A 13,195-nucleotide genomic window follows, 5' to 3' on the forward strand; every position below is an offset into this window, starting at 1 on the left:
CCACATTCCGGCGCGCGGCCCTTCCCGCCAGCAGCGCCATCATAGGAGAAGAGGCCCATGCAAAGCTGCGAAACCTTGTACGAACGGGCTGACATAGCCCGCGCCGACCGTCCCATACGCCTCGGCTCCCTGCTCTTCACCATGGTCGAGCCGCGCCCCGGCCATGAGGTAGCCTATAATCGCTGGTATGAGCGCGATCATTTCTACAGCGGCTGCATGATCGGCGCCTACACCGTCTCGGGCGCGCGCTATGTCGCTACCCGCGCGGAAAAGGCGAAGCGCTTCGGTTCAGGCACCATGGACCTGTCAAAGGGCTCCTATCTCGCGCTCTATTGGATTTTGGACGGGCATCATAAGGATTGGGACGCATGGGCCGTTCGTCAGGTCAACGACCTCCACGCCACCGGCCGCATGTTCAAGGAACGCGACCATATCCACACCAGCTTCTACAATTTCGACGCGGAATATAATGCGCCGGGCAGCAGCATGCCGATCGAACTGGCGCTCGATCGCCCCTATGGCGGGCTCATCGCCTTCATCGTCGATCTCAATCCGGGCAAGACCAGCGCGGACCTCTCCGCCCTGCTCCGCGCCCGCGACCTGCCGGGCGATGTGGCGCTGACCGGCTCGCCCCTGCCGCTCGATCCCACCAGCCCCAAGGATGTACCGGTTGAGGAGAACGACCGCGCCGTCTTCCTCAGCTTCTCGATCGAGGACCCCAAAGCCGTCTGGGACACCGCCTATGCACCGCTCGCCCAAGCCATCGAGGAAAGCGGCATCGGCCGCATCGCGATAGCCTCGCCCTTCATACCCACGATCCCGGGCACCGACAGCTACACCGACCAGCTTTGAAAACTAGGGCCGATCGACATTCAGGAGATGGCGAGCCGAAAATGGTGGTTTTCCGCGACCCGGAGCGCAGCGTACTCACAGTACGTGAGCACCGGAAGCGCGGAGAGCCGCCATTTGCAGGCCGCCAGAACTGAATGTCGATCGGCCCTAAGGGGCGGCACAGGAAAGGCCGTCCCCTTATTGGATGCTCGCCGCCCCGTTCCGGCGAATGCGATCATTATAGCGGTAGATGACCGACTGCATGCCCGACAGCATCTGCCGCACATCATTGTCGTTCACGAACAGCGGATCGCCCACCACGCCAATGGCGTAGGAAGCGACGCCGTGCGGCACCCGCAACGGCATGGCGATCGAGTCCACCGGAATGGTCGCGCTCCGGCGGCACATTGCAAACCCGCGCGCCCGCGTCGTTGAAATCCGATCCACCAGATGTTTCATCAGCGTCGGCCCCTTCGGACCCAGGCCCAGCCGCTGCGTCCGGGTCGCCAGCTGGATGATATCGACATTGGATTGCTGCGCCAGCATCGCCGCCGCAAAATTGGTGCCCGGCCGCCAGCTATTGTGCTGGAAACAGATCATCTCGGTCGAATAATAGGGCTCCGCATCCGGCTTCGCCGCCCAGCCGCCGGACATTTCAGCGACACTTTCCGACCAGCAGTCATTCTGCTGCGTGACGAAGACCGATCCGCCGGTCTCCCGCCGCATATCCTCCATCACTTCATTGATCCGGCCGCTTCCAAAAAAGCTCTGTTCGATCGCCGAAGCATTCGCGACCAGCTTGTAGGACGGCGCATAGAGCTTGGTCGCCTGATTATAGGTAAGATAGCCAGTGCTCGCGAGCGTGCGCAAGATTTCGTCAGCGCTTGAATTGGGGATGCCCAATGCTTCGCTGATCTCGATCGTGCGTGCAGGCTCGCCCGTCTTCATGAAATATTCCAGCACCTCCAGCGTCCGCAGGCACGACTTCACGCTGCCCCTGCCGCCAGACCTGCCTTCCGCCTGTGAGTTAGCGCTCATCCCGCCTCCTACGCACTTCTTGCCAGCGTCGGCGCTGCCGAACACCCGGATTTTGCTATTCCCCACCATATTCCTGGCGCACCATGGATTCAAGCGTGGGAAATCCGCTCCGCCGCGATCCATTACGCGAATATGGAAAGCCGCCATTGCCGGTCGCAGCACAGCTTCGCTCCTCTCTACACTGCAACCATGCACGACAGACAAAGTCGCCCCCACATCAGCACGAAGCCTGTAAAGCGCCGCTTTCGCAATGGCCGCATGCCGCTCAGCTATACCGAATGGACGCATGAAGGCGCGCCGCTCGCCATCCTCCTTCATGGCAGCCGGGACCATGGCCGCAGCTGGGACGCGCTGGCGAACGCACTGCTTCCCGATTACCATGTGATCGCCCCCGACCTTCGCGGCCATGGCGACAGCAGCTGGTCGCAGGACGGGCGCTACGACTTCGCCGCCTATCTGTCCGATCTCGCCGCGCTTGCCGCACAATTGGCGCTGGGTCCGCAGCGTCAGGCCATCCTGATCGGCCACTCCCTCGGCGCGCACATCGCCTTGCGCTTTGCCGCAACCTATCCCGAAACGATAAGACGCATCGTCGCGATCGAAGCCGTTGGCGCGCCTCCCGATATCGAAGCCTATCGCTTCAGCCAAAGCATCGAACAAACGACCCGCAACTGGCTTGAAGAGCGCCGCGCCGCTTCCCTCGCCGCCCCGCGCATCTTCGCATCCGTCGATGAAGCGATTAAGCGGATGTGCGAACGCCATGCCTTCCTTACGCCTGCGCAGGCACGACACATGACGCGCCATGGTCTGCGTCGGGCTGGCAAGGCTGGATGGCAGTGGAAGCATGATCCCTATCTCGCCGTATGGGCATTCCCCGACATCTCCATGGAGGATGTCCGGGCGCTGTGGCGCAACATCGCCTGCCCGACCCTCCTCCTTTACGGCGAACGCAGCTGGCCCTCCGGCCTGCCCGCCGACCTACTCGCCCATCTCCCTGACGTACGGGAAGTGCGCCTGCCCGGCAGCGGCCACTGGCCCCAGCATGACGCCTTCGACACATGCCTGTCAGCGATCATGCCCTTCCTGACCGACTGAACCGCTATTCGTTGCTCTTCTTGGTCGCCATCACCCTTGGATCGAAATGGTTGGCGGCCATCCACCCCCCATCCACAAAAAGGCTGTGACCCGTCACATATTCCGATAGTCCGGACGCCAGGAACAGCACAGCCCCAGCCACGTCCCGCGTCGTCCCCGGCCGTCCGATCGGCAGCACGCTCGCCTCCATCAACGCCCGCGATTCCGCCGTTTCAGGCAATCGTGGCGTAGTGATGCTCCCCGGAGCCACGGCATTGGCGCGAATGCCGTGTCGTCCCCATTCGGTCGCCATCGACTTCACTAGATGCATGAGCCCCGCCTTCGCCGCGCCATAAGGAGCATGCATCGGCGACCCAACCGCGCCATCGACCGACCCGATGCAGATCAGCGATCCGCCTACTCCACGCGCAATCATGGACTGGGCGACCGCGCGCGCCGTCACGAAGAAATAGCGCAGGTTCCGGGATTGATCATGATCCCATTCCTCCAGCGTCACGTCGAGCAGCGGCTTGAACAGCGCCTGCCCCACGATCGTCACCAATATGTCCAGCCCGCCCAGCGCCCCTTCCGCATCCGCCACGGCTTTCTTGACCGATGCCTCATCCAAAATATCAGCCTCGATCGCTATGCCCGCGCGCCCGATCGCCCGCACCTCGCTCGCGACCTGCTCGGCCCGCTCCATGACGCTGTCCAGCACCGCGACATCGCACCCCGCCTCCGCCAGCAGCAGCGCGCTCGCCTCGCCCATGCCACGGCCGCCACCGACGATCAGCGCCTTCTTTCCCTCAAGGCCCAGCAATGACACGCTCATCCTCCCCATCCTCTCTGTTGTGCGCGCCCGCTCATGCAGCGTCGGCCAGGAACATCTTCTTGATTTCGGTCAGGCTGACCTTCAGCGACGGTGTGCGCGGCAGCGCGTCCACGATCCGGATCTCCACCGGCACATGCGTCGGCGGCAATTCCGCCCGCACATGCGCCAGCAGCGCCTGTTCATCCACCGCCCCGGCGCTCCGGCTCAGTTCGACCGCAGCCACCGGCACCGCGCCTAGCCTCGCGTCGGGGATACCCACCACGGAGGCATCGACCACAGCCGGATGCTGGCGCAACACATCGACCACTCGCTCCGGCAATATCTTGAAGCCCCCGCGCACGATCGCGCCGTCATGCCGCCCGCGATGAAAGACATATCCGTCCTCATCAATCATCACCAGATCAGTGGTCCGCACCCAGTCAGGCCGCACAGACGGGCAATGCACTTCCAGCAATCCTTCCGCCCCGCGCGCCACTTCCGCGCCGCTTTCCGGATCGATGGCGCGTATCTCAACGCCCGGCATAGGAAGGCCCGTGCTGCCCCGCTTGCTGTCCCCGCGCTCCGCCCGCATCTGCGGCGTCCAGCGAACGATGGTGCCGCAAAATTCCGTCGCGCCCATGCCCCACAGGATCGGCAGATTATAGCGCTGCTCGAAGCGCTCCTGAAGATCGGGATCGAGATAGGCCGATCCCCCCGACACGCTCTTCACGCTCGCCATGTCCTCGACCGACACATTAGCGTCCATGATCATCGCGATCGCCGTGGGATTAAGGCCCAGCGTATCAGGCCGGTGACGGCGCAGTGCATCCACCAGCCCATCGACCGTGAACCGCTCCATCAGCACCAGCGGCGTATTATTGACCGCAGCGCCCGTCAGCAGGCACACGCCCCCCACACCGCCCAGCGGCCAGATGTTGATCTGCACCGGCGGCGCGCTCCCTGACTCCGCACCAGGCGCGCTCATCACCGCCCGCTCCAGCAGCTTCAGCGGCATAGGAATGCGCTTGGGCGTCCCCGTAGTCCCGCTCGACAGCACCTCGATCCCCCCATCGGGCAAGGCATCGTCGAACGAGGATCGCCTGCACTTCTCCAGTCCATCGACCAGCATGGGCGCGTCATCGATCCCGCCAAAGGCGATCCCCACGCAACCAGCCTGTCCCGCAGCCTCCCAAAAGTTCGGCCAGTCCTGCTCATCCGCCAATATCGCGGCGGCTCCCAAATTCTCGATATTGTCCGAAATCGCGGTCGCGGGCAGGAAGGGATAGACGAAACTCACCGACCGCCTGTGCGCCAACAGCCCCACCACCGCCGCCGCATGGGCCAGCCGGTTGCGGATGATGATGCCGACCTTCGCCGATGGCGGGCACCCGGCGGCGTCGAGCAGCGCAACGACGGCATCGCCATAGCGCGCCACCTCGCCCCAACTCACCCACCGGTCCTCAAACTCGATGCCGCGATCATCTTGATGGTCGCGCAAATTGGCGCGAAGCTGCTCGATAACATCCTGGCTCATTGGCGGTCGTCCTTAATTGCGCACGCCTTCCAACAGGCCCTTGAGGTTCGACGACATCACCATTTCCTTCTCCGCCATCGAATAGCTCGTCAATTCATGAAGGAAATCGAGTGGGTGTTCAGTCCCTTCCGGATGCGGATAGTCGCTCCCGAACAATATCCGGTTCACCTGCATATGTTCTCGCAGTTGCCCGAAATCATCCTCGACAAAGGGCGTCACGAAGATATTCCGATGAAATTGGTCAACGGGATCATTCATGAATTTCTGCGGCATCTGCCCATAAACATGCTTCAACTGCTCGATCAGCGGAATGACCCACTTCGCGCCATTCTCGACGCTCACGACCCGAACACCAGGGAAGCGATCGAACACGCCGCCGCAGATAATCGCCGCGATCGTGTCGGAAATCGCCCGCTCGATGATCCGCAGGCAGTTGACGAACGGATCAGATTCAAACGGCAGCCACTCGGTCCCACCCGTCCACATCTCGATCAGATGGTCATAGTCGGAATTGGAAGCATGGATCGACACGAAGATATTCGCCTCCTCGATCCGCGCCCAGAAGGGATCGAAATCCTTCAGCCCCATCGACCGCCCACCGCGATAACCAGGCACCGGAGAAGGGCGGATGCAGATCGTCCGCGCGCCCTGCTTGATCAGCCAGTCCGTCTCGGCCAGCGCCCGATCCATGTCGGCAAGCGACACCACCGGCACGCCGAACAGCCGGTTCTCCCGCGCAAAGCCCCACTCCTCGCTCGTCCACTGGTTGAGCGCGTGGAGTGCATCATGCAGAAACTCATGGTCATAGCTCATCCACTTTTCGATCACCGAAAAGAGCGTCGGAAACATGAGCGCCGCATGCACATTATGCCCGTCCAGCACCGCCAGCCGCTCCTTGCCCGTCCGCCAGGATTCCGGCGGAGCGATCGGCTTCCCCGTCATCTGCCGCATCGTCAGCCCTTCGGGATTGTCGGCCTTATAATATTTGACGTGCGTCCCGGGCGCCGCCACCCGCTCGAAGGTCGGATTGGGGATATAGTCGGAAATCTGCCCCTTGATCGCCAGCCGCTTGCGGCCATCCACTTCCACGAAACGGAAATCCTTGTGCCACTTCTTGGGCAAATGCCGGAACAGCGCATCCTCCGGCTCGTAGAAATGATTGTCCGCGTCATAAACGGGGAACGGAAGGCTGGGCGTCGTCATCGCAATGTCTTTCGGTCAGCTATGATAAGTTGGTACTTGTTGTCCTGCACCCGCCCGCGTCTGGCAATTAAGCGGGACGGCTTTCCGGCTACGCGGAATCCTCGGAGCCAGTAGATTTCAGCGCTGTCACAAAGCCCGCAATCGCCGCGACCGCATCCCGCGCTTCGCTGGTTTCAGGCGCCAGCAAAGGCCAGACATGGCCCATGCCCGGCGCGACATGCAACGTGACCCGCCGATCCCCCACCGCCAGCCGCTTGGCAAAGGCAACCGCCTCATCCAGCAACACTTCCGCGCCGCCCGTCAGCACCAATGTCGGCGGAAAGTCCGCCGGGTCAGCCTCCAGCGCCGAAACCAGCGGATCGCGCGGATCATGCCCCTGCAAATAAAGCCCCGCGCTATCCAACACGGCAGCCTTGGAAAACATAGGATCACGCACCGCATTACGATCAAGGCTCTCGCCCCGCGCCGTCAAATCCAGCATCGGCGACACCAGAACAGCACCCGCAGGCCGCTCACCAGCCCGCGCCGCCAATATGCACAGCGCCGCCGCCAACCCGCCACCGGCAGAATCGCCCGCAACCACCACCGATCGCCTGTCCTCCAACCCCCGATAAACCGCCACAACAGCATGCAGCGCCGCTGGAAACGGATGCTCAGGCGCAAGCGGATAAAAGGGCAGGATGATCCGCCGTCCCGCTGCATCCGCGATCCTTTGCGCATAATCCACATAGGCGAGCGGCGACCCCAGCCGATATCCCCCGCCATGCAGGTAGATCATTTCCCCCCGCGCATCACGTCCACGCGGCTCGATGACCAAACAACGCACGCCACCAATAACCGCCTCGCCGGCGCGTGCCGCAGCATCGGCTGGACCCGCCGCCCGCGCCCGCCGCTCGACCAGAGCCTCATCGGCGGCATAGCCCGCCCGCAACGGCGGCAACTCCCAGGACCCCAGCCCGGTCACAGCACAAACACCCCGCGCGCCAGCTTCCCTTCCTCCAGATCGTGGAACGCCCGTTCGAAGTCAGCAAGATCATAACGCTGCGTCACCAGCTCATCCAGCAGCAGCTTACCCTGCCGATATTGCGCAATATAGGATGGGATATCCTGATGCGGCCGCGAAGCCCCATAGCGCGCGCCCATCATCCCGCGATCGACAAAAGAGAGCGGCGTCAGCGAAACCTCCGCCATCGTGCCCATCGCGGTCGTCCCGACGATCACGCAATTGCCGCCCCAGCCAAGGCTCGCCATGGCATCGTTCAGCACCCGCGTACTGCCGACACACTCGAAAGCCCAATCGACACCACTGCCATGATCGGGATTGCCGCCCGACACGATGTCCTTGATCCGCTGCGGCACATCACCCTGCGATGCATCGATAAAGTCGGTCGCCCCGAACTCCCGCGCCTTCTCCTCACGTGTAGGCAGCAAATCGATCGCGATGATCCGGCTCGCCCCCGAAAGCCGCAGCCCCTGCAACACATTAAGCCCGATGCCGCCAATCCCGAACACCGCCGCCGTCTCGCCCGGCTTCACCCGCGCCCGGTTGACAACCGATCCCACCCCGGTCAGCACGCCGCAACCCACGACGCAGGCAATGTCGAGCGGCACGGTCGGATCGATCCTGACCGCCTGATTGGCCTTCACCACCGTCTTCTCGACAAAGGTCGACGTCGCCGCAAAGCTCGACACCGGCTCTCCATTGCGGCTGAACGGCTGGGCGCGATTGCCATAGGATTGGCGACAATGGGTCGGCCTGCCACTCTCGCACGGGCCACAGCGCCCGCAATTGGCCAGCGTATGCAGCGCCACATGGTCGCCCACCGCCAGTTCGGTGACGCCCGGCCCCAGCTTTTCGACGATGCCCGCGCCCTCATGGCCCAGCACCGCAGGCGCAGGCCAGTCGATCGTGCCGTTGATAACCGAAATGTCGGAATGGCAAATGCCGCTCGCCACGATGCGCACCAGCACTTCGCTTGGCCCCGGCTCGCGCACTTCGACATCCTCGACAAAACGGATCTTGCCCGGCCCTTCGTAGATCAGCGCCCGCATGTTCAGCCTCTCCCACCTTCAGTCATCCGCTTGTCCGGCTCGTCCGGCGTCGCGCTCGCCGCCCTGCAATGGCGCGCGACGGCTTCGCCCAGAGCGGCGATCCGGCTCAGCGGCAAAGGCCGGTCAAAACCGAACAGCGACAAAGTACACAGCACCGCGCCATCCGCACCAAATACGGGGGCAGAGATCATCATCACCGGATGCAGCCGGTCGGGCTGCGCCTCGATCATCAGATAATCCTCGCCCATCTGCCCGATCCGTTCGGCAACCCGCTTCTGCCAGTCTCCGGCCAGCGGTTCCTCCGCCATGCCCAGAACGGCGAGCCCAGTCGCCGCCTGCTCGGGGCTGCGTTGCGTCACGGCATAGCCGCGCTGCCGCACCATCGCGAGCGACTGCCGCAGCCGGTCAGCGTCGATCGCGCCCGCCGCCTTGGAGAGCCAGCCATCCACCTCCCGCTCGTTCGCCCAGGCAAGAAAGGGCGTACCAAGCGGCGGAATGAGCGGAGCCCGCTGACCGACCGCGAGACCCGGCATACGTCCCGGCCCCTCCGATGCAAGCGCGATCAGCTGGTCATCCAGCCGCGCGGTCAGCAGGCTGTCCAGGTCCAGTTCGGCGGACAGCAGCGCGATCTGGTTCCGCGCAGCCGCCACCACCGGATGGCATTGCAGAGCGGCATGCCCAATCGCGATCAACGCCGGGCCAAGCCTATAAACCCGCCCCCGTTGCGCCCTGACCAGATACCCATCCCGCGTCATCGCCCCCAACAAGGCGTGGCAGGATGCGGGATTGAGGTCTAGCTGCCGCACCAACTCCGTCAGCGAATAGCCGCGCAACGGCGCCGCCGCCATGAAGTTCAATATGTCGATGGCGCGTGACGCGGCCAAGGCCGGACGGGGCATCGCTATTCCCTCAGCTCAGTTCCAGATCGTCCCAATTCACCACCGTGCACATGCGGTGATAATCGGGGCTAAGCCACGGCGCGTTGACCTGAAGCCTGCGATGCTCGCGGTTCACATAATAATTCTTCTCGATACCCCCCTCGGGCGTCATCTGAAGCCAGCCCTGCGCCTCGGCATCCAGTTCACGATTATAGCGCTCGAAAGCCTCGGCCTTCACATCGACGCGCCACTTGTCTTCCTTTAGCATGCGCATGACGCATTGAGCCGCATAGCTCGCCCAGATCAGCCACCATTGCGGCAGGCCCGTGCCCCCCGTCAGCGGCTGCGAATTGGGGCCGTACAGCATGAACAGGTTCGGGAATTGCGGCACCATCATCGACAGATAGGCACGCGGCCCATCACCCGCGTCCCATGTCTCATGCAGGTCCTTGCCCTCCAACCCCTTGTACCGCGCGGGCCAGAGATATTTGAGCACATCGAACCCCGTCGCGGCGATGACCACGTCAAAGTCCCGCTCCGCCCCGTCCGCCATCACAAAGCCCGTCTTCGTAAACCGCGCCACCGAACCCGTCAGCAACTCCACATTGTCGCGGGTCAGCGCGCGATACCATCCATTGTCCACCACCGGGCGGCGCGACATCGGTGCATAGTCCGGGATCAGCTTCTCGATCAGATCCTCGCGACCACCGGTTTCCTGCCGGATATAATTGGTCAGGAAGGCGCGCATCTCGTCATTCGCCTTGCTGACCTTACCCCCCTGCGCCTGCCATTCGCGATCGACACGCTGCAACCGGTCGATGTCGAACAACGGCATCGTCGCGGTATAGCGCGACCAGTTCCAGTATCCGGGCATATTCTCGTTGAGCCAGGCCAGTTCCGGCTCGATCGGCGCGCCATATTTCTCGCGCGGGCTGATCCATTGCGGGGTGCGCTGCACGACGCTGACATGCCCCGCCTTTTGCGCGACAGCGCTCAGCAATTGCACGCCGGTTGATCCATTGCCGATGATGGCGACCCGCTTGCCCGTCAGGTCCAACCCCTCCGGCCAGGCGGACGGATGGATGATCTGCCCGCCGAAATCATGCACGCCCTCAATGTCGGGCAACTGCGCATTGGCAAATGTGCCGCAAGCGGTGATCACCACATTGGCGACGATCTCCTGACGCCCGCCCGGCGTTTCGACATCCAGCCGCCAGACGTTGCAGCCTTCGTCAAACACCGCACCCTTCACATCATGGCCAAAGCGGCTGTTCGCCATCACCCCATATTTGCGCGAGACATGTTGCAGATAAGTGCGAACATCCTCACCCCGGTTGAAATGCTCGCCCCAGGGATACAGCTTCTCAAAACTATATTCATAGGTGATGGACGGCGTATCGACCCGCACATCGGGATAGCGGTTGATCGTCCACGTACCCCCCGCCTCAGGCTGACGATCCAGCAACAGATAGGGCAGGCCGAGCAACTCACACTGCACGCCCGCCGCGATCCCCGCCGGGCCGCTGCCGATGATGACGATCCGGAAACCTTCTGGAATCTCCGGCTTCTCACCCTGCCATTCGACGGCGCAAGGAACAGCACGGAAAGCCGGAAGGTCACGCCGCGCTTCGAACTCGACATCGGTCATCTCGCCCGACAACATCGTCATCAGGCGGCGCAATTCGGCCTCAGGCGGCTCCGGCAAATCCACCGCACCGGCATTATCCGCCAGCCACTCGACCGCGCGCGCCTTCAGCAGCGATTTCTGCCCTTCGCTCATCTGCGCAGCGGCAGGCAGGGCGGCAATCTCCTCATCCCCGCTATTCTGGTAGAGCGCGATCCGCAGCGCGTTCAGGTCCGCCAGCTCAACCGCGCGCCGGATGCTGTCAGTGTCGATCGCCTTTGCCGCGGTGGCCATTCATCCTGTCCCATCTGCATGTCTGGCGCATGCGAGCGCGCCAATCTTGTTTTTTGCAATATCGAATCTTTGGCACGAGGTAAGTCGAACCCGCTCCAATTCCGCCATGCCGGAACAGGTGCCAATTGCGGCTCGTCAGTAACCGAGAAAATTGGGCGAACGCCCCTCCATGAAGGCCCGCGCTGCCTCACTCGCATCATGCGAAAACAAGCTGATCTGCGCATTGGCAGCCGCCTCCTGCGCCATGCTTTCCTCCAGCGCGATAACCCCCGCCGCATTCAGATTACGCTTCATCGCCGCAAAGGCCGCCGTCGGCCCACTCGCCAGCTTCGCCGCCACAGTCGCGCATTCGGCGTCAAGCGCCGCATCCTCAACCAGCCGATTGACCAGCCTGCTCGCCAGCGCCTCATCCCCCAGCATCGGCTCGTCCAGCAGGAACATCTCCCGCGCCCGCGTCGCGCCCAGCAGCCGAGTGAGCAGATAGCTACCCCCCGGATCGCCGCACCGCCCGGCGCTGGCAAAGGCCAGCTTGAACTTCACCGTCCGCGAAGCGATCCGCAGGTCGCACGCAGCCGCCATCACCAGCCCGCTCCCCGCCACCGGCCCACGCAAGCAAGCGACAGTCGGCTTGGGCATGCGATGAAGCAGCAGCGGAATTTCGCCATGAACGCTCATCCGCGCCGCCGCCTCATCAGCCCGCATCGGCTCGGCCCGCGCCTCTTTGCCCTCACCCGACAAATCATAACCCGCACAAAAACCGCGCCCCGCACCCGCCAGCACGACGCAGCGCACCGCCGGATCGATCGACCAGCCACGCAATGTCAGCGCGATCTCATCCAGCATAGCCTCCGTAACCGCGTTCAACCGATCGGGCCGGTCCAGCGTCAACGTGGCGACCCCGCCCTCGACTTGCGTCACTATGCTCATGAGTGCGACTTCACCTTGTCCATGCCCGCGACAATGAACTCGCCGGTCTGGCCATAGGCCGACGCATGGCCAAGCTGGTGAATGTCGAAACAGCTTTGCAGCGCAGTGCTCTGCCCCATAATGTCCAGCGTCTGGTTCACCGCGCGCTTCGCCATGGCCAGCGCATGCGGATGCATCTGCGCAATCTCACGAGCGAGCGCCAGCGCCTCTGCATCCAGCTCCGCGCGCGGCACGACCCGGTTCACCATGCCCCGCCGTTCCGCCTCATGCGCGTCGATCGGCTTGGCGGTGAACAGCATCTCCTTCGCCTTGCGCGGCCCCAGCTCCCATGTGTGGCCATGATATTCGACCCCGCCAATGCCCATCAGCACCACCGGATCGGAAAAGCGCGCATCATCGGCCGCGATGATCAGGTCACACGGCCATGCGAGCAATAGCCCACCCGCGATGCAGGCGCCCTGAACCGCCGCGATCGATGGCTTGGGAATATCGCGCCAACGCTTGGAATAGCCGAGATAATGCTTCGCCTCCCATTCATGGATGCCGAGCAGCCCACGCTCCGGGATCGTCTCGCGAATGCGGTTGAACGACCCGTCACGAATGGCCTCCGCGCTCACATCATGCCCGGCGGAAAAATGCTTGCCCTCCGCGCGCAGCAGGATGACCCGCACGGACTCATCCGCCGCCGCCTTTTCCCACGCCTCGTTCAACTGCTGCAAAAAGGGTTCATTCTGCGCGTTCGCCCGGTCGGCGCGATCCAGCGTGATCGTCGCGACCCGTTCCTCGACCGCGTAACGGATATATTCTACCATCTGCCTTACTCCTGGACCGCTGGTTGCGCGCGATCGACGCTTCGAGCATCCGCTACCAGCGCCCTTCCGCACTACCGGAAGCGCGCTGCCGCCAAATTGACATCCTACGCTTCAGGA

The 13,195-nt window shown here is 63.3% G+C and carries 12 protein-coding genes; 2 read left to right on the plus strand and 10 right to left on the minus strand.

What is annotated here, in order from left to right; all coding sequences use genetic code 11:
• The first annotated feature begins 57 nt into the window (after window positions 1–57).
• A complete protein-coding gene (locus ACYU81_RS15230; protein WP_460988462.1) occupies window positions 58–852 on the plus strand; it encodes a hypothetical protein in 795 nt (264 codons plus the stop codon).
• 177 nt (window positions 853–1,029) lie between these two features.
• Here the strand turns inward: ACYU81_RS15230 and ACYU81_RS15235 are convergent, their stop codons facing one another.
• Window positions 1,030–1,869, minus strand: coding sequence for a helix-turn-helix domain-containing protein (locus ACYU81_RS15235; RefSeq protein WP_460988463.1), 840 nt, complete (start codon window positions 1,867–1,869; stop codon window positions 1,030–1,032).
• Window positions 1,870–2,058: 189 nt separating this feature from the next.
• Here ACYU81_RS15235 and ACYU81_RS15240 point away from each other — a divergent pair, with 189 nt between their 5' ends.
• On the plus strand, window positions 2,059–2,964 hold the full coding sequence (locus ACYU81_RS15240) for an alpha/beta fold hydrolase (RefSeq protein ID WP_460988464.1): 906 nt from the start codon (window positions 2,059–2,061) through the stop codon (window positions 2,962–2,964).
• Between the two features lie 4 nt (window positions 2,965–2,968).
• Here the strand turns inward: ACYU81_RS15240 and ACYU81_RS15245 are convergent, their stop codons facing one another.
• The 9 genes from ACYU81_RS15245 to ACYU81_RS15285 all read right to left on the minus strand — a co-directional run bounded on the left by ACYU81_RS15245 (window position 2,969) and on the right by ACYU81_RS15285 (window position 13,078).
• Window positions 2,969–3,775, minus strand: a complete 807-nt coding sequence (locus ACYU81_RS15245) for an SDR family NAD(P)-dependent oxidoreductase (protein ID WP_449469747.1) — start codon at window positions 3,773–3,775, stop codon at window positions 2,969–2,971.
• Window positions 3,776–3,806: 31 nt separating this feature from the next.
• Window positions 3,807–5,288 (minus strand): class I adenylate-forming enzyme family protein, encoded by a 1,482-nt coding sequence (locus ACYU81_RS15250; protein ID WP_460988465.1) that lies wholly within the window; start codon window positions 5,286–5,288, stop codon window positions 3,807–3,809.
• A 12-nt stretch (window positions 5,289–5,300) separates the two neighbouring features.
• The gene (locus tag ACYU81_RS15255) at window positions 5,301–6,491 is read right to left on the minus strand and encodes an amidohydrolase family protein (RefSeq protein ID WP_460988466.1); all 1,191 of its coding nucleotides are present in this window, start codon (window positions 6,489–6,491) and stop codon (window positions 5,301–5,303) included.
• An 88-nt stretch (window positions 6,492–6,579) separates the two neighbouring features.
• Window positions 6,580–7,455, minus strand: a complete 876-nt coding sequence (locus tag ACYU81_RS15260) for an alpha/beta hydrolase (RefSeq protein ID WP_460988467.1) — start codon at window positions 7,453–7,455, stop codon at window positions 6,580–6,582.
• Window positions 7,452–8,543: a Zn-dependent alcohol dehydrogenase gene (locus ACYU81_RS15265; RefSeq protein ID WP_460988468.1), complete on the minus strand. Its 1,092-nt coding sequence runs from the start codon at window positions 8,541–8,543 to the stop codon at window positions 7,452–7,454. The genes ACYU81_RS15260 and ACYU81_RS15265 overlap by 4 nt, the downstream gene beginning before the upstream one ends.
• 2 nt (window positions 8,544–8,545) lie before the next feature.
• A complete protein-coding gene (locus ACYU81_RS15270; protein ID WP_460988469.1) occupies window positions 8,546–9,442 on the minus strand; it encodes an IclR family transcriptional regulator in 897 nt (298 codons plus the stop codon).
• Between the two features lie 10 nt (window positions 9,443–9,452).
• Window positions 9,453–11,339, minus strand: coding sequence for a flavin-containing monooxygenase (locus ACYU81_RS15275; protein WP_460988470.1), 1,887 nt, complete (start codon window positions 11,337–11,339; stop codon window positions 9,453–9,455).
• A gap of 135 nt (window positions 11,340–11,474) precedes the next feature.
• Window positions 11,475–12,266: an enoyl-CoA hydratase-related protein gene (locus tag ACYU81_RS15280; RefSeq protein WP_460988471.1), complete on the minus strand. Its 792-nt coding sequence runs from the start codon at window positions 12,264–12,266 to the stop codon at window positions 11,475–11,477.
• Window positions 12,263–13,078 carry an enoyl-CoA hydratase gene (locus tag ACYU81_RS15285; RefSeq protein WP_460988472.1) on the minus strand — a complete coding sequence of 272 codons (816 nt, stop codon included), beginning with the start codon at window positions 13,076–13,078 and terminating at the stop codon, window positions 12,263–12,265. The genes ACYU81_RS15280 and ACYU81_RS15285 overlap by 4 nt, the downstream gene beginning before the upstream one ends.
• Between the last annotated feature and the right edge of the window lie 117 nt (window positions 13,079–13,195).

The sequence above is a fragment of the Sphingobium sp. TomTYG75 genome (assembly GCF_054771635.1).